The sequence below is a fragment of the Thermosipho ferrireducens genome (assembly GCF_017358165.1).
GTDB lineage: Bacteria > Thermotogota > Thermotogae > Thermotogales > Fervidobacteriaceae > Thermosipho_B > Thermosipho_B ferrireducens.
In genome coordinates this window covers 1,055,607-1,071,989 of sequence record NZ_CP071446.1, presented here as the reverse complement: position 1 = coordinate 1,071,989, position 16,383 = coordinate 1,055,607, and the positions used below count along the sequence as shown (strand labels likewise).

Genomic DNA, 16,383 nt, shown 5'->3' with positions numbered 1-16,383 from the left:
AAAAGGAGGTAGAGTTTTATGGAAGAACTCAGTATAGCACAAGCATTGGTGGTTATGGGAAAAGCTATTGGTGCAGGGCTTTGTATGGGAATAGGGGCTATAGGTCCTGGTATCGGTGAAGGTAACATAGGAGCTCACGCAATGGACTCCATGGCAAGGCAGCCTGAAATGGTTGGTACTATTACCACCCGTATGTTGCTGGCAGACGCAGTTGCAGAATCAACAGGAATATATTCTTTGCTTGTTGCTTTCTTAATACTCCTTACTTTATAATGAGAGGCGATTAATATGGATATGTTTGAAATTAACCTGACGTCAGTAATACAACTGATGTCTTTTCTTTTGCTACTATACATTTTGAAAGTTTTCCTATACGACAAGTATTTCGAAACCTTAGATGCCCGAAAGAAAAAAATAGAAGATGAAATTAATGCAGCTGAAAAGCTTCGAAAAGACGCTGAAAAAATCAAAGAAGAAGCCACTAAAGAATTGCATGAAATCCGTGAAAAGGCAGAAGAAATTATTAAAAAAGCTAAGGAAGAAGCTAAAAAAATAATAGAGGATGCAAAAACAAAGGCTGATGATGAAGCGGACAAGATATTGATTTCTGCCAGAGAACAAATCGAACGAGAACGTATAGAAATGATAAAAGAAGTCGAAGAAAAAGCTGGAGAATTAGCCATTGCTTTGGCATTTAAAATATTAAAAGGTACCCTTGATGAAAAAGCCAAACGCGAATATCTTTTGAAAATATTAAAGGGGTATAAAAAATGAGATATTCAATAGTAGCCAGTAAATATGTGAAAGCTTTATTATTGGTAGCTAAAAAATATAAAAAAGAAGAAGAATATGCCTTTTACATTCAATTACTCAAAGAACTTTACACTATGTATGCTTTTTATCTAAATAATCCCACTGTGCGTGTTGAAAAACACTTAACTTTTATCGAAAACCTATTTGAAGAACTCTCAAAAAAAGTAGATAAAAGTATAAAAGTTGATTCTGTATTTTTCAAGTTTGTAAAAATTATATTTAATAATAAAAGGCAAAAATATATCCCACAAATGGCTTCGCTTTACAAATACGCCGCTATAGAATCTCAAAACAAAATACCGGTTAAAGTAACATCCGCTTATACGCTAACACCCGATGAAGAAGAAGCAATTTCAGCTTTCGTAAAAAAATACACTGGCAAAGAAGCAGTTATTGAGACATTTTTAGATGAAAGAATACTTGCAGGAGTCATTCTGGAATTTGCAGGAAAAAAATTGGATGTATCCATATTAGGAAGGCTTGAAAAGGTTGGTAGAGGAGTCTTTTCTTTGAGAAAGGGGTGAAACCTTGAGAATCAATCCCGGGGAATTAGTAAAAGTACTCGAAACAAAAATTGAAGAATTTAAAGAAGAAATAAATTTAGAAGATGTAGGAAAGGTCATCCAAGTTGGAGATGGTATTGCTCGAGCTTACGGATTAAATAATGTGATGGCTAATGAAATGGTGGAATTTGTTGAAACTGGCACAATTGGTATCGCATTTAATCTCGAAGAAGACAATGTAGGTATTATTATTCTTGGAGATTATAAAAATATAAAGGAAGGTCACACAGTAAAAAGATTAAATAGAATAATGCAGGTTCCTGTTGGTGAAGCACTTCTTGGAAGAGTGGTAAACCCATTAGGAGAACCTGTGGATGGACTTGGCTCAATTGAAACATCCGAATATAGAGATATTGAGGTTAAAGCTCCTGGTGTTATTTATAGGAAACCAGTTGATACACCTCTTCAAACTGGTATTAAGTTAATAGACGCTCTCATACCAATTGGTCGAGGTCAAAGGGAACTTATAATAGGTGACAGACAAACTGGAAAGACTGCTATAGCAATTGATACCATCATAAACCAAAAAGGAAAAGGTGTTTACTGTATATATGTTGCTATTGGGCAAAAAGCCTCTGCTATTGCACGATTAGTTGATAGATTAAAGCAACACGGAGCTATGGAATACACAACTGTGGTAGTTGCCAGCGCTGCTGATAATGCTGCATTACAATACATTGCTCCTTATGCTGGTTGTGCTATGGGAGAATACTTTATGTATAAAGGAAAAGATGCATTAGTAATTTATGATGATCTCTCAAAACACGCTGTTGCTTATAGGCAACTTTCCCTTTTATTGAGAAGACCACCGGGAAGAGAAGCTTACCCTGGAGATGTCTTTTACCTCCACTCAAGACTTCTTGAGAGAGCCGCGAGACTTGACGAAAAATACGGTGGGGGTTCACTAACTGCGCTTCCAATAATAGAAACACAAGCTAATGATATATCAGCTTATATACCCACTAATGTCATTTCCATAACAGATGGTCAAATATATCTTGAACCATCTTTGTTCTACGCCGGTCAAAGACCTGCAGTAAATATTGGTTTATCCGTATCTCGTGTTGGAGGAGCAGCACAGGTAAAAGCTATGAAACAAGTAGCTGGTTCTCTAAAACTTGATTTAGCTCAGTATCAGGAACTCGAAACGTTCGCTCAGTTTGCCACAGAGCTTGACGCCGCAACCCAAGCCCAGATAACAAGAGGGCAAAGACTTATGGAATTAATGAAGCAGGAGCAATATTCACCTTTAGAAGTAGAAGAACAGGTAGTGGTTCTTTATGCTGGTATAAATGGATATTTAGACGATCTTCCTCTTGATACTGTACAGCTGTTTGAAAAAAGATTACTTCAGTTCATGCATGAGGAAAAGGGCGATATTCTTGATGAAATACGTAAAGAAAAAAGAATCACAGAAGAATTAGAAACGAAAATTAAAAATGCAATCGAAGAGTTTAAATCTGATTTTGTCAAGTTCTTAGGGAAGTGATAACAAATGAGTCGTGGTAAGCTGCTTCAAATAAAAAGAAGAGTACAATCCACAGAATCTTTAATGAAAATCACAAAAGCTATGGAAATGGTCGCCACAGCAAGAGTTAAAAAAATTGAAAAAAAACTTCAAGATGTAAGAATGTTTCTTAAAGAAACTAAAAGACTACTTGAAAACATCGAAATAGAAAGTTCACATCCTTTTTTAACGGGTTCTGGCAAAAAGGCTGTGATAGTTTTGTCCACGGACATGGGATTATGTGGCGCATTCCCTTCAGAAATAGCTCGTGAAGCTTTGAAAGTTATAGATAAAGAAAATATTGAACGAATATATGCAGTTGGAACAAAAAATATACCTTTTTTCAAAAAACACCCAAAAATTCATCGAATATATGAAAGGGTATATGAAATCCCAACATTTGATTTCGCAAAAACCTTGATGAAAGATATTGTTGCAGAAAATATTGGAACAATTTACATCGTATATGGAAGTTTTAAAAATAGACTTATCCAAAAGCCAGAAACAGTAAAAATTACCCCCATTGATAAATCTCCTTTGAAAACTTCAAGATACGAGTATGAACCAGATATTGAAGAGTTAACATCTTCCATTATCGAATTTTACGTTGCCGCAACTATTTATTCTCTTGCTTTCGAAACAAAAGTTAGTGAACTGTACGCAAGGCAAAATGCTATGAGAAACGCTACTGAAAATGCAAGTGAAGTAATAAGTGAACTTACGCTTGAATACAATAAGGAAAGGCAGGCATCAATTACTCAAGAACTTATAGAAATTGTCTCTGGAGCCCAGGCTTTAAGTGAGGAATAATTCCCAAAGGAGCGTGATACAAAGTGTCAAAAACATCGAAAGGAAAAATATTACGTGTTATTGGCCCTGTAGTAGACGTCCAGTTTGAGGAAGGAGAACTTCCAGACATTTATGATGCTTTAATAGTTAAAAATCCCCAAACAGGAAAAGAGCTGGTTTTGGAAGTAGAACAGCTTATAGGGGATAACGCTGTAAGGACCGTGGCTATGGACACTACAGATGGTTTAATACGAGGTATTGAAGTTATAAATACAGGCGAGCCAATTAAAGTCCCTGTGGGACGTGGTATTCTTGGAAGAATGATCAACGTTATTGGTGAAACAATAGATGAGCGTGGAGAATTGAAGAACAATGAAATAGAAATGTGGCCTATCCATAAATCTCCCCCATCACTCACCGAACAGTCAACAACTGTTGAGATACTCGAAACTGGAATAAAAGTTATTGATTTGCTTGCACCATTTCCAAAGGGTGGTAAAATAGGATTTTTTGGTGGGGCTGGCGTCGGAAAAACTGTTCTTGTTATGGAGTTGATAAGAAATATTGCCATCGAACATCATGGCTTCTCTATGTTTGCAGGTGTCGGGGAACGAACAAGAGAAGGAAATGAACTTTACCTTGAAATGCAAGAAGCAAATGTACTTGACAATACTGTGTTAGTTTTTGGTCAAATGAATGAACCACCAGGAGCAAGATTCAGAGTAGCACTTTCTGCTCTTACAATAGCGGAATATTTTAGAGACGTTGAAGGTAAAGATGTTCTACTTTTTATCGACAATATTTTCAGGTTTGTGCAGGCTGGAAGTGAAGTTTCCGCACTTCTTGGAAGAATGCCATCGGCAGTTGGATATCAACCTACACTTGCAACGGATATGGGAGAACTCCAGGAACGTATTACCTCTACAAAAAAAGGATCAATCACATCTGTACAGGCAATTTATGTTCCTGCTGACGATATTACTGACCCTGCCCCGGCTACAACGTTTACACATCTTGATGCTACTGTGGTATTATCGCGAAGAATTGCTGCACTCGGATTGTATCCTGCTGTTGATCCTCTTGATTCAACTTCAAAGATGCTTGATCCAACAATCATTGGCGAAGAACACTATAAAGTTGCACGTGGAGTACAGGAAGTTCTCCAAAGATACAAAGATTTGCAGGATATTATAGCTATACTGGGTATGGAAGAACTTTCCGAGGAAGATAAAATAATAGTTCAAAGAGCTCGAAAAATTCAAAGATTCCTGAGTCAGCCATTCCATGTTGCAGAAAAATTTAGCAACATTCCTGGTAAATATGTTCCTATTAGCGAAACCGTTCGAGGCTTTAAAGAAATATTGGAAGGTAAGCATGACAACTTACCAGAAGCGGCGTTTTATATGGTCGGCACAATTGATGAAGCAGTTGAAAAAGCCAAAAAGTTACAAGTTTCCGCGTGAGTCTTATAAGACTCGCGCGACATTCTTTTCTCAGGAGGTGTAATTTTTTGAGGTTAAAAATATACTCTCCAGAAGGGTTAGTTTTTGACAAAAGTGTATCAATTGTTACTTTTAAAACTATTGAAGGAGAAATGGGAGTCTTAAGAAATAGGGCACCTATTATAGGGAAACTAAAAATCGACAAAATAATAACTAAAACTGATGACAACGAAACCTTTGAATATATGATAAACGATGGATTTGTTCATTGTGATGGAGAAAATGTTATAATTGTAACGGAAGATGCACGTTTGCCTGAAGAAATTGATCCCCATCATTTTATGGGGAAATAGGGGGGATTATTATGGTAGCTTTTGTCGTGGATTCATCGTGTGACATTCCAACAACTAACCTAAAATATCCTGTTTACAGTATTCCGCTAAGAGTATTTCTTGATGGAGCTGAGTACAAAGACAAAGTGGACATTAATGTTAACACTTTCTACAAAAAAATAGAAACCGCAAAAGATTTCGCCACATCTTTACCAAACCCAAAAGAAGCAGAAGAACTTATCAAAAAACTTTACAAAGAATATGACCATATTTATGTATTATCAATATCGAGCAGGTTAAGCGGAACGTATAACATGCTTAAAAGCATATGTGAGCCTATGTCTGATAAGGTTACTGTTTTAGACTCGAAAACTGCAAGTGTGGAAATTTATTGTATTTTAAAAAGATTGTTTGATGAGGTAGACTCAGGAAATGTTATTACCCAGGAAATCGTGGATAAACATAAAAATAATTCCATGTTAATTTTTGCTGTTGGGACATTAGAGTATCTGGAAAAAGGAGGACGAATCGGTAAAGCAAAAGCATTATTAGGAAAGTTACTTAGAATTAAACCAATACTAACAGTAGACGAGGAAGGTGAAGTGGCATCAATAGGAATGGCGAGAAAAATGACAAGTGTTGTTGATAAAATAATAGAAATAGCTGAAAAATTTATAAAAGAACATAAAATAGAAAAACCGTATTTTGTTTCAGGGTACGGAGGCGAAGTTGTTAAAGAGTACATACAGAAAATTCAGAAGTATTTTGGAATAAAAGACATTGCACGAATAGGGCCATCCATAGGTGTTCATACTGGTCCTAAAGTTTTCGGTATAGTTGTAAGTAAATAAAAAGGAGGGAGGAGGCACTGACCTCCGTATACATGGAAAAATATCTCACAGAACTTTTCTCAAAGAAAATCCCTTCCAATGATTTCGTAACATTCAATGCTTTACTCTTTTCAATTGGTTTTACAACCAACGTCTTTTCGAATGTATTTTTTAAGTCTGAATTTTTAAAGATATCCAACACTATTTATCTTCTGGGAGTTTTAGGATGTTTAATATTCTCCTGGAAGTGGTATTCTGTGATCTTAAAAAACAACAGTAAATTTGAAATAATTATATATTTATACGTGATACTCTCAATTGTATTTATTCTTATTGGATATTTTATACCTTACGTTTTTATTATCCCGGGAATTCTCGTGCTATCGTTGATATTAACCGTAGAAAAATTTTTTAAAAAAGAAAACAACGAAACAGAAACGTTAATCCCTAATCCCTGGATGTCAGTAATATTTGTTATTCTTACTTTAACTTTTTACACAGTGGAACTTGCTCCAAACTTAAACGAAGCCGTTAGATCAAAAAACCGGGAAGGTTTTACCGATTCTTAGGAGGTGACATCATGGATTACAGACTATCAGTAAAAGGATTTGATTTCACAAATGCTATGACCACTTACCTTGAAAAAAGGCTGGAAAAAATCGACAGAGTTTTAAATGACAGTGTACATTTGGAAATCAAATTTGAAAAAGACGCCACAAATTTTGTTGGAAAATTCTCCGTTCATTACCTTGGAAAAGATTTAATAGTTACAGAGCAAGATCCAGATATTTACACTGTAATAGACAAATTATCAGATGCTTTTGAAAAAAAGATAAAAAGGGAAAAAGATTATGTCCGACCAAGACACAAATCCAATAACAAAGGTTTAGGAAAAACATTCACCGAGGAAATGCCAATAAAAAAAGAACAAGACAAAATTTCTTCTATAAAAAGATTGGGTCTTATGATTACAAGCGTAGAAGAGGCTTTGGAACAAATGGAAGTAATGAATCACGAGTTTTTCCTCTTTAGAAACATGGACACCGATGAAATAAATTTAATACTTAAAAGGCACGATGGAACACTTATACTTTACGAATTCGTAGAATGATAAAACCAAAAGCCCCGTAAAGGGGCTTTTTTTGTGGTAGAATTATATCAGGCAACTTGAAAGGAGTCTAATTATGAAAGAGTTTCCGTACGATTTAATTTATGCAGCTACTAAAGAATTGGTAAATAATGGTTATCCAAATGAAAAATTAGAACAACTAATGAAAAAAATGGCGTATATTTTACGCACAGATTACGTTATATTCGCAATTTATGAGAAAAATAAAGACATTTTTAGAATAATAACAGGAAATAAAGCTTTATTATCAACAAAATATAAACATGTAGCATTCAAGAACAGAATCATAAAAATAAATGGAGAAAATTATTACATAAGAATACTATCAGTAAACTCTCATATCATTGGAGCATTTCTTACACATGCTCCTATAAAAGATGAGTTTGAAAGTATAGTTAATAGTTTTTCACTCGTATTTTTTCTGTCATATGAATATTTATACACAAAAAAGAGACTGTTCAGAATGCAGAAACTTCTGGAAATTACAGATATGTTTGAACATGCACCTGATAATAACGTTCTACTCGAAAACTTTATGAAAACCATATTCGAAACAATTAAAAGTGAATTGGTTATAATGGCAAAAAAGTCAAAAGAAGATTATAAAGTCATTTCTTCAATTCCTTCAAATTTGAAAAACATGTTAATTCCAGGGTTATCTGATTTTGCTTTTCAAGTATTTACAAAAGAACCTTCAATAACTATTAAACCATCTTTTGAATACAATCCGTTGAATTTCGAAATAAAATCGTATCTATCCATTCCTATAAAAATTGAAACAGAAATATTCTGGATAGTTTTTTTCAACAAATTTCATGAAACAGGCTATACGGCAGAAAAGAGTTTTGAAGTGATGGATTTAGAAATAGCAAACGATGCGGCTAAAAGATTTTCTTTAGCTTCTACAAGATTAAGTTATTATGAAAGACTAAAACACGAAATAGAAAATCTAAAAATGCTGAAGGAAGAGCATGAAAAATTAATATTTTCCCAGAAAGATCAACTACGAAAGATGAATGTTGTTCATTATATAAGCCAGGCAATGCGAAGTAGTTACGATGTGAACAACGTACTAAAAATTTTATTAATTGGACTAACTTCTGGGCGCACCCTGGGGTTTAATCGCGCGCTTTTATTATTAAAAGATCAAAAAAAAGATGTTTTGATTGGAAAAGCCTGGGTGGGACCTGCGAACGAGAAGGAAGTAGAAACTATATGGAAGAAAGCAAATCAACGCGCCATGAGGTATGCAGACATTGTGCAATATCTTCGCGAAGAAGCCCTTTCATTAATCACTGATAATGTCCTATCCCAAAAAATCAATGGAATGATTTTTCCATATCGCTCTCATAGATTTCTGGAACGTGCAGTTATAAGACGAAAAGTTGTTCATATAAATAATAGAATTATACAGGAATCTGAAAGTTCTCTGGATTTCTTAATTCCATTGCTTGATGTTGAAGAATTTGTAATAGCACCACTTGTGGGTAAAAGCGAGACAATAGGAGTTGTTATTTTAGATAATAAATACTCCAAACATCCTATAACTCCAGCAGATGTAGAAATATTAAGGATAATTTCCGATAGTGCAGGATTGGCAATAGAGAACGCAACCGGATATGAAGAGTTAAAAGCAAAAACTATCAGCCTTGAAAGACAAAAAAATCTCATAGAATATCTAAGAGATTTTTCAGAATCTGTTTTGCAAAATCTCTCAGCAGCAGTTGTTGTTTTAGACAAAAAAGGTCTTATTACTGAATGGAACAAAAAGGCGGAGACTTATTTTGGTAGAGCAAAAGAACATATGATAGGTCAAAAACTGGGGAAGTTAGGTACAGAATTTGAAGATATTGAAGGTATGGCTGAAGAGGTTTTAAAGTTAAAAGAAGAAATTCAACTATCAAGTTACCTTATACCTATTGCAGGACACGAAAAATTCTATGATATTCACATTTCTCCACTATGGGATGTTGAGCATTTGATGCTGAGAGGAACTATAGTCACATTTGAAGATGTAACTGAACGAGTAATGCTTGAAAGAGAAAGAAAACGCCAGGAAAAGTTAGCAGCGTTAGGTGAAATGGCCGCAAGAGTAGCACATGAGCTTAGAAACCCCATTTCAGTCCTGGGTGGATTTGTGAAACGTCTGGAAAAATATGCTGATGATGAAAAAGCTCGAAAAAGATATTTAAAGATTATATCTGACGAAATTATACGCCTGGAAGAAATAGTTTCCGAAATTTTAGAATTTAGCAGAGATGCAAAGAAAATTGAATTTACTACATTCAATATCAATGAAGTTATTTCTGAAGTATATCTTTTACATGAAGAAAAAATCAAATCAAAAAATATTCTTTTTGAATTTAAAGCCGAATCAGAAATTATAGAAGTCACAGCTGATCGTTCGAGAATAAAGCAAGTGCTCATAAATTTATTACAAAATGCTCTCGATGAAACACCTTCTGGAGGAAAAATAGAACTCTCCATAGAAAGAAGCCTTAAAGGGGTAAAAGTCCGCATATGGAATCAAGGCGAACCATTAACACATGATATTCTGGAAAAACTCTTTACCCCATTTTTTACAACTAAAGTTCAGGGTACCGGGTTAGGTCTTCCAATATGCAAAAAAATAATAGAAGATGAACATGGTGGAAAAATATGGGTTGAACCTGATGAAAATGGAAATGCTTTTTTATTTGAAATACCAATTAAAAGTGAATAATGGATATTTTCTTAGACTTAGATTTATGTTATAGTATTTTAGGTAAACAATAGTGAAGGAGGAGATTAAATGCAGGAAATTTTACTAAAAGCGAAAATACATATGGCAACAGTTACAGACAAAAGCATAAACTATATGGGAAGTATAGGAATTGATGAAGAATTATTGGAGCTATCTAATATAAAACCATATGAATTGGTCATGGTAGCAGATGTGAATAACGGTCAACGTTTTCTCACCTACGTTATTCCAGAAAGTAAAAAAAGCAGAAAAATAGTCATTAACGGCGCCGCTGCAAGATTGGTAGAAAAAGGAGATAGGGTAATAATAATGGCATTTGGAATTTTTTCTCCTGATGAATACACAGGACCAAAAGTCCTTATAATGAATGATGATAATACTGTTGCAAGTATTAAATAAAATTTAGAAATAAAAGGAGGCATTTAAATGCTTTGTGAAAATTACGAGAAAAACCTGTCAAACTGTAACTGCAGTTATCCTGGTTGTCCAAGAAAAGGTAAGTGTTGCGAATGTCTCGCGTATCATAGATCTCGTGGCGAATTACCCGCCTGTTATTTTACAGATCAAGAAGAAAAAACGTGGAATAGAAGTATAGAATATTTCGTGGAGTGCAGAAAGAACGTATGATTTACATTGGACCAGATAAATTAAAAAGGATAAAAGAGATCCCAGAACTTTTAAGTAACAAAAAAGAACTACTAATAAAATTCCTTTTCAAACACAAAGAAAAATTGGATGCTTTTCACAAGCATGTGATCCTTATCTCTGTAAAATCGCCTCCAAACTTTTCAATGATATGTGGTTATAATCACGAAGAAAAACCTTTTTTTGGTATTACTTTCTCAGATCCATTTGAACGCACACCTTCTTTATACAAAATGGAAAATTTTTACAATGAGGATCTGGGAAACTTTTATAATTCTATATTCAATCTTTCAAAACTTCCTCACTTTCAATGTGGAATTTTAAAATTCCCCGTCCAGACACATTTCATTGCCATTGGTGGAGATGAGACTTTGATCAAAAAAGAACTCTTTTCCGAAGAGCTAACGGGAAAAAAGTGGATGAGCTTTGCCAAAAATGTAACCGATGATTTTTATGAAGATCTGGTAAAGTACTCCAATGGAAAAGTAGGATTTTTGAAAACCCTTCTAACAGATGATGGTTTATATTTTGTAGGAATAAATAAAGAAATGGAATTTGCCTCGCTATACGCTGAATTTTTTTCTCTTTTAAGAAACAAATATAAATTTTTACCAGGAAAGTTTGCACAAATTTCCAGTTTAAAAGAACAAATTATAGGGGTTTTTAAAATAGAGTTAGACGAAATTCTTAACAAAAAATACGATTTATCTGTTCGAAATTTTATAACAGATTTCGAAAAATTTAGAAAATTTGTAAAGAATATGCTATAATATAAATCGAATTATTTCTGCGAGGTGTTTAATTATGACCAACACAGAGAATATTGAACTTTTACTTTCAAAAATCCCTGGAATAAAAGCGGCAAAAATTATAGAAGAAAATAATACTATGAAAGAGATTCATATAGTTGCAGATAGCAACAAAAGTCCAAAGCAGCTTGTAAGAGATATTGAAACGGTTTTGCTCGCTAGCACTGGTATAAGAATAGATCGTAAAATAGTAAGCATTGCTCAACTATCAAGTGATGTCAAACTCACAAAAATTGTTCCCTATAGCCTGAATTCACTAAAAGTTGAAGATATAGATTCGAGAACTTTAAAAGTATCAGTAACCATTGAACACGGAGAAGAAGATCTTCTTGGTGAAGCTATTGGACCAAAAACAAAAAGAAACGTTCCTAAAGTTGTCGGGAATGCTATTTTAAGTGCTTTGAATGATATTCATGATTATGCGCTTTCTTTAGATGATGTTGCAGAAATTTACCTTGCAGGAAAAAGATTTATAATAACTCATCTAACAAAAGAATTTAATGGAGAAGAAGAAAGCGTAATTGGAGCAGCTGAGCTTAATGGAGATTATTTGAAAGCTGTTGCAGAAAGTGTTTTAGACGCGTTCAGAAGAATTTAGTCCAGGAGGAAAATTAAGTGTTTTATTTTGAAACGTGGAATTTTGATGGAGCACTCAACATGGCTATAGATGTTTCTATGGGTTTATATTCACTTGAAGTTGGTGAACCTTTTTTAAGATTTTATTCCTGGAAAACCCCTACTTTATCTCTTGGAAAAAATCAGGATGTTCAAATCGTAAATTTCAAGTATATAAATGAAAGAGGATTTGATTGTGTAAGAAGACCTACTGGTGGTAGAGCTGTTTTTCATTCTCATGAAATAACCTATAGCATTACTATTCCAAGAACACATCCTTTATACAAAAAATCTGTTCTTAATTTGTATAAGGAAATTTCACAAATCATTGTCGAAGGATTAAGAAACTGTGGTTATCCGGTAGCGCTTACAACACGTGGCTCTCGCGGAAACAGCGCCTCATGTTTTGATTCACCTTCATGGTATGAAGTAACATTGATGGGCAAGAAAGTTATAGGAAGCGCTCAATTAAGAAAAAAAGAGTATATTCTTCAACACGGTTCTATAATTTTAAAAACCTCAACAGAAATAAAAAATTGTGTACTTAATGTACCGGACAATATCATTCAAACTGGTTTGTTCGATTTCAAGAAGGTAAATATAAACACTATCAAAGAAAATATTATAAATGCTTTTACCAAAAAATTCGACATAAAAAAGATAAAAATTCCTGAAAAACTTTTAATTTCAGCTGTTGAAGAGAGGATGAGATATAATTGTCTGCTGGGAAATTGTACGTAGTAGGAACCCCCATAGGAAATTTAGAAGACATTACACTGCGCGCACTTAAAATCCTTCGGAATGTAGACCTAATACTTGCAGAAGATACACGAAGAGCTTTAAAACTCTTAAATCATTATAGAATTTCAAAACCTTTAGATTCTTTTCATGAACATTCCTCTGAAAAAAAAGTAAATAAAATTCTAAGTAAATTACTTGAAGGAAAACATATTGCTCTCATCAGTGATGCAGGAATGCCTGTAATATCTGATCCTGGAAGTTCACTCGTAAAAAAATGTCGTGAAAACAATATTGAAGTTGACATCATTCCAGGGCCAAGCGCCGTTTTAACAGCTATTGCAGCAAGTGGATTTAATGGAAGTAAATTCACGTTTATAGGTTTTATACCAAGAGATAAAAAAAGAAGACGATTACTAAGGCAATTTAAAGATTATCACGGACTTTTAATATTTTTTGAAAACCCAGAACGACTTCAAAAAACTTTTAAAGATATTTTATCAATCCTCGGAAATGTTGAAATATTTATTGCAAGAGAAATGACAAAAAAGCACCAGGAATTTTTCTATGGAAACATAGAAAATGCGATAAATCATTTTAAAAACAATATAAAAGGAGAAATAACTGTCATATTAAACCTATCAAATAACTCAAACACGCAAAGCCAATAATCTTCACCAATATTTCTTACAACTGGCGCTCAAAAATGTTTGTTCAGTAAGATTATAAGCGGTCAATTTTCCTCCGTAAACACAACCTGTATCTATACCTATTTTATCTTCTCCAACAAATGGTTCTTCAAAAGGAGTGTGTCCAAAAACAACAATGTAGGGGAGATTGTGAGAGGAGTTGATAAATTCATACCTTATCCACAAAAGATCCTCTTTTTTTTGGCGTTCAAGTGGAACGCCTGGAACAACTCCTCCGTGAACGAATGCGTAATTTTCATATACAAAATAATATTTTGTATTTTCAAAAAAATTCAAATGGTGATCTGGAATATTGTCAATTCCTCCGTAACTGCTAACAGTTGCTTTTGAACCGTTTCTTTCCCATATCTGGTAATAAAATGGATCTCGGGTTCTCAAAAAATTCAGCATCATATCTTCATGGTTTCCTCGAAGAAATATGCAATTTGTTAGTTTAGAAAGAGTTATTAAGAAATCCACAACTTCACTTGAATACGGGCCTCTATCTATGTAATCTCCAAGAAAAATTAGAATATCATCAGAAGCAGGCTGGATTTTATCCAGGAGATTTACTAAACTTTCATAGCACCCATGAATATCGCCTATAGCATACACACCCATTTGTTATTCCCCTTTTGGTTCATTCCAGGACATGAAATCACATTCTGAATTAATACAAGCCCAATAATTTTTCCCTCTTTTACTTCTTCTTTGTGTAACAAGTGATCCGCATTTTGGACAGGGAACTCTGGCAATTTTATATCCAGATACGGTAAATCCACACGATTCGCACATAAAATAATAGCCATATTTTCCTTTTTTTCTAACTAAATGTCCTCCACATTTTGGACATGCATTTTCAACTTTTTCGTCTTTTTTAGTTTCCTGAATAACCGATTTTATATAAATTATGTTGTTTAGCAACACTGCCGGCATCGTTTGGTCAAGACTTTTATTTGTACCACAATATTCACAATTTAAATATAATCCATATTTTCCTATTTTCAAATTATAGTTTTCTTTTGTACAATTTTCACAGCTTAAGTCTGTTTTATAATTAAGTGTATAAAAACTGTTCTTTGCTTCTGTAAAATATTTTGAAAAATCTTTGTAAAATTCATCAAGAACTTCCTTCCAGGCTTTTTTACCTGCTTCCACTTCGTCAAGTTCTTTTTCCATAAGTGCTGTAAATTTTTTATCCACTATGTCTGGGAATTTCTTGGTTAAAAAATCTTCTACCACAAATCCAAGAAGAGTTGGAACTAATTCCTTCTTTTTCTTTAACACATATTTCCTTGAGAGTAACGTAGAAATTATTGTAGCGTATGTACTCGGGCGTCCTATTCCTTCCGCTTCTAAAGTTTTCACCAGCGAAGCTTCTGTAAACCTGAGGGGAGGTTTGGTGGTATCTTTTTCTACAAGAATATCCTTTATCTCATATTCATGATTTATTTTTAACTGTGGATCTTTTTCCTCTTTAGATCTGGAAGATAATATTTTTTCAAACCCATCAAATAGTCTATGAGAAATAGTTGTTCTAAACTCATATTCATCTTTTCTGAAGACATAAGTACGCTCCAGATATTTAGCTTCAGACATCTGTGATGCAACAAACCTATTCCATATTAATTTGTAAAGTCTATAATGATCTTTATCAAGAAGTTTTTCTGCAATTTTCGGTGTTATGTTAACATCAACTGGTCTTATACATTCGTGTGCATCCTGAACTTTTGTTCCACTTCTTTTTTTTCTTTTCGCCTTTCCTCCAATATATTCACTTCCAAACTCCTTTTCTATATATGAATAAGTCATTTGTTGCGCTTCCTCTGATACCCTCGAAGAATCTGTTCTCATATACGTAATAAAAGCGATATGGCCTTCCGGGGTATCAATTCCTTCGTATAGAGATTGTGCTATTTTCATAGTTTTTGAAACAGAAAAACCCAGCTTATTGGAAGCTTCTTGTTGAAGTGTACTTGTTATAAAAGGAAGAGGAGCTCTTTTTTTCGTTTCTTTTTCCACTATGTCTGCTAAAACTACACTTTTAACAACCTTTTTAATTTCCTCAGCAAGGGCTTTATCAACATTTTCTTGCTTTATTTTTTTACCATTTATTCCCCAAAATGCTGCTTTAAAAGCTTTATTCTCAAGCTGTATTGATATTTTATAGAACTCCTTTGCAACAAATTTGAAACGCTCTCGTTCCCTTTCACATATAATTTTAAGAGCCGCAGATTGAACTCTTCCAGCACTCATAGCTCCTTTAATTATTTTCCAGAGTAAGGGACTAATCTTATATCCTACTATCCTATCAAGAATTCTCCTGGCAAGCTGAGCATTAACTTTACTGAGATCAATAGCACGAGGATTCTGAACAGACTTTTTTATAGTTTCAGGGGTAATTTCTGTAAACACTACCCGATTCTTGCCATTCATATTGAGTCCCAATATCTGTGCTATATGCCACGCAATTGCTTCACCTTCTCTATCCATATCTGAAGCAAGTAAAACTTCTTTACCATCTGCCTGCTTTTTTATAAAGTCAACAACAGTTTCCTTGCCTGGAATTATTTCAAATTCTGGTTCAAAACTATCCAGCTTTACACCAAATCTTTTTTGAGGCAAATCTCTAATATGCCCTTTTGAAGAAATAACTTTATATTTATTTCCCAGTATTTTCTCTATAGTTTTCGCTTTTGCAGGTGATTCTACAATAATAACTTTCTCCGCCACAATTTT

19 protein-coding genes are annotated in these 16,383 nt (G+C 33.9%); 17 read left to right on the top strand and 2 right to left on the bottom strand.

Features of this window, described 5'->3' with window-relative positions:
• Positions 1 to 18: 18 nt before the first annotated feature.
• The 17 genes from JYK00_RS05325 to rsmI all read left to right on the top strand — a co-directional run bounded on the left by JYK00_RS05325 (position 19) and on the right by rsmI (position 13,626).
• Positions 19 to 273: a F0F1 ATP synthase subunit C gene (locus JYK00_RS05325; RefSeq protein ID WP_207565899.1), complete on the top strand. Its 255-nt coding sequence runs from the start codon at positions 19 to 21 to the stop codon at positions 271 to 273.
• 15 nt (positions 274 to 288) lie between these two features.
• Complete coding sequence (gene atpF / locus JYK00_RS05320) at positions 289 to 774, top strand: F0F1 ATP synthase subunit B (RefSeq protein WP_207565898.1); 486 nt, start codon at positions 289 to 291, stop codon at positions 772 to 774.
• On the top strand, positions 771 to 1,337 hold the full coding sequence (locus JYK00_RS05315) for a F0F1 ATP synthase subunit delta (protein WP_207565897.1): 567 nt from the start codon (positions 771 to 773) through the stop codon (positions 1,335 to 1,337). Before atpF ends, JYK00_RS05315 begins: the two co-directional genes overlap by 4 nt.
• A 4-nt stretch (positions 1,338 to 1,341) precedes the next feature.
• Positions 1,342 to 2,865, top strand: coding sequence for a F0F1 ATP synthase subunit alpha (gene atpA, locus JYK00_RS05310; protein ID WP_207565896.1), 1,524 nt, complete (start codon positions 1,342 to 1,344; stop codon positions 2,863 to 2,865).
• Between the two features lie 6 nt (positions 2,866 to 2,871).
• Complete coding sequence (gene atpG / locus JYK00_RS05305) at positions 2,872 to 3,693, top strand: ATP synthase F1 subunit gamma (RefSeq protein ID WP_207565895.1); 822 nt, start codon at positions 2,872 to 2,874, stop codon at positions 3,691 to 3,693.
• A gap of 23 nt (positions 3,694 to 3,716) precedes the next feature.
• Positions 3,717 to 5,135 (top strand): F0F1 ATP synthase subunit beta, encoded by a 1,419-nt coding sequence (atpD, locus tag JYK00_RS05300; RefSeq protein WP_207565894.1) that lies wholly within the window; start codon positions 3,717 to 3,719, stop codon positions 5,133 to 5,135.
• Positions 5,136 to 5,182: 47 nt separating this feature from the next.
• The gene (locus JYK00_RS05295) at positions 5,183 to 5,467 is read left to right on the top strand and encodes a F0F1 ATP synthase subunit epsilon (protein ID WP_207565893.1); all 285 of its coding nucleotides are present in this window, start codon (positions 5,183 to 5,185) and stop codon (positions 5,465 to 5,467) included.
• 11 nt (positions 5,468 to 5,478) lie between these two features.
• Entirely contained in the window at positions 5,479 to 6,297 is an 819-nt protein-coding gene (locus tag JYK00_RS05290; RefSeq protein ID WP_207565892.1) for a DegV family protein, read from the top strand.
• A 32-nt stretch (positions 6,298 to 6,329) separates the two neighbouring features.
• Complete coding sequence (locus JYK00_RS05285) at positions 6,330 to 6,845, top strand: hypothetical protein (protein WP_207565891.1); 516 nt, start codon at positions 6,330 to 6,332, stop codon at positions 6,843 to 6,845.
• An 11-nt stretch (positions 6,846 to 6,856) separates the two neighbouring features.
• Positions 6,857 to 7,387: a ribosome hibernation promotion factor gene (locus tag JYK00_RS05280; protein WP_207565890.1), complete on the top strand. Its 531-nt coding sequence runs from the start codon at positions 6,857 to 6,859 to the stop codon at positions 7,385 to 7,387.
• A gap of 73 nt (positions 7,388 to 7,460) precedes the next feature.
• Complete coding sequence (locus JYK00_RS05275) at positions 7,461 to 10,127, top strand: GAF domain-containing sensor histidine kinase (RefSeq protein WP_207565889.1); 2,667 nt, start codon at positions 7,461 to 7,463, stop codon at positions 10,125 to 10,127.
• A gap of 69 nt (positions 10,128 to 10,196) precedes the next feature.
• Complete coding sequence (gene panD, locus JYK00_RS05270; protein ID WP_207565888.1) at positions 10,197 to 10,547, top strand: aspartate 1-decarboxylase; 351 nt, start codon at positions 10,197 to 10,199, stop codon at positions 10,545 to 10,547.
• A 27-nt stretch (positions 10,548 to 10,574) separates the two neighbouring features.
• The gene (locus JYK00_RS09790) at positions 10,575 to 10,775 is read left to right on the top strand and encodes a DUF6485 family protein (protein ID WP_228288115.1); all 201 of its coding nucleotides are present in this window, start codon (positions 10,575 to 10,577) and stop codon (positions 10,773 to 10,775) included.
• The gene (locus JYK00_RS05265) at positions 10,772 to 11,563 is read left to right on the top strand and encodes a DUF4895 domain-containing protein (RefSeq protein ID WP_207565887.1); all 792 of its coding nucleotides are present in this window, start codon (positions 10,772 to 10,774) and stop codon (positions 11,561 to 11,563) included. Before JYK00_RS09790 ends, JYK00_RS05265 begins: the two co-directional genes overlap by 4 nt.
• A gap of 34 nt (positions 11,564 to 11,597) precedes the next feature.
• Complete coding sequence (locus JYK00_RS05260; RefSeq protein WP_207565886.1) at positions 11,598 to 12,200, top strand: hypothetical protein; 603 nt, start codon at positions 11,598 to 11,600, stop codon at positions 12,198 to 12,200.
• A gap of 17 nt (positions 12,201 to 12,217) precedes the next feature.
• Entirely contained in the window at positions 12,218 to 12,958 is a 741-nt protein-coding gene (locus JYK00_RS05255) for a lipoate--protein ligase family protein (protein WP_207565885.1), read from the top strand.
• On the top strand, positions 12,934 to 13,626 hold the full coding sequence (gene rsmI, locus JYK00_RS05250) for a 16S rRNA (cytidine(1402)-2'-O)-methyltransferase (RefSeq protein WP_207565884.1): 693 nt from the start codon (positions 12,934 to 12,936) through the stop codon (positions 13,624 to 13,626). Before JYK00_RS05255 ends, rsmI begins: the two co-directional genes overlap by 25 nt.
• Before the next feature lie 3 nt (positions 13,627 to 13,629).
• Here the strand turns inward: rsmI and JYK00_RS05245 are convergent, their stop codons facing one another.
• A complete protein-coding gene (locus JYK00_RS05245; protein ID WP_207565883.1) occupies positions 13,630 to 14,265 on the bottom strand; it encodes a metallophosphoesterase family protein in 636 nt (211 codons plus the stop codon).
• A 3-nt stretch (positions 14,266 to 14,268) separates the two neighbouring features.
• Entirely contained in the window at positions 14,269 to 16,377 is a 2,109-nt protein-coding gene (topA, locus tag JYK00_RS05240) for a type I DNA topoisomerase (RefSeq protein ID WP_228288114.1), read from the bottom strand.
• Positions 16,378 to 16,383: the final 6 nt, after the last annotated feature.

Bases quoted from the DNA above. Each gene is read 5' to 3' on its own strand.
- JYK00_RS05285 (WP_207565891.1), top strand. From the start codon at position 6,330: ATGGAAAAATATCTCACAGAACTTTTCTCAAAGAAAATCCCTTCCAAT.
- JYK00_RS09790 (WP_228288115.1), top strand. From the start codon at position 10,575: ATGCTTTGTGAAAATTACGAGAAAAACCTGTCAAACTGTAACTGCAGT.
- JYK00_RS05280 (WP_207565890.1), top strand. From the start codon at position 6,857: ATGGATTACAGACTATCAGTAAAAGGATTTGATTTCACAAATGCTATG.
- JYK00_RS05290 (WP_207565892.1), top strand. From the start codon at position 5,479: ATGGTAGCTTTTGTCGTGGATTCATCGTGTGACATTCCAACAACTAAC.
- atpG (WP_207565895.1), top strand. From the start codon at position 2,872: ATGAGTCGTGGTAAGCTGCTTCAAATAAAAAGAAGAGTACAATCCACA.
- JYK00_RS05260 (WP_207565886.1), top strand. From the start codon at position 11,598: ATGACCAACACAGAGAATATTGAACTTTTACTTTCAAAAATCCCTGGA.
- JYK00_RS05325 (WP_207565899.1), top strand. From the start codon at position 19: ATGGAAGAACTCAGTATAGCACAAGCATTGGTGGTTATGGGAAAAGCT.
- JYK00_RS05275 (WP_207565889.1), top strand. From the start codon at position 7,461: ATGAAAGAGTTTCCGTACGATTTAATTTATGCAGCTACTAAAGAATTG.
- panD (WP_207565888.1), top strand. From the start codon at position 10,197: ATGCAGGAAATTTTACTAAAAGCGAAAATACATATGGCAACAGTTACA.
- atpF (WP_207565898.1), top strand. From the start codon at position 289: ATGGATATGTTTGAAATTAACCTGACGTCAGTAATACAACTGATGTCT.
- JYK00_RS05265 (WP_207565887.1), top strand. From the start codon at position 10,772: ATGATTTACATTGGACCAGATAAATTAAAAAGGATAAAAGAGATCCCA.
- JYK00_RS05315 (WP_207565897.1), top strand. From the start codon at position 771: ATGAGATATTCAATAGTAGCCAGTAAATATGTGAAAGCTTTATTATTG.
- JYK00_RS05245 (WP_207565883.1), bottom strand. From the start codon at position 14,265: ATGGGTGTGTATGCTATAGGCGATATTCATGGGTGCTATGAAAGTTTA.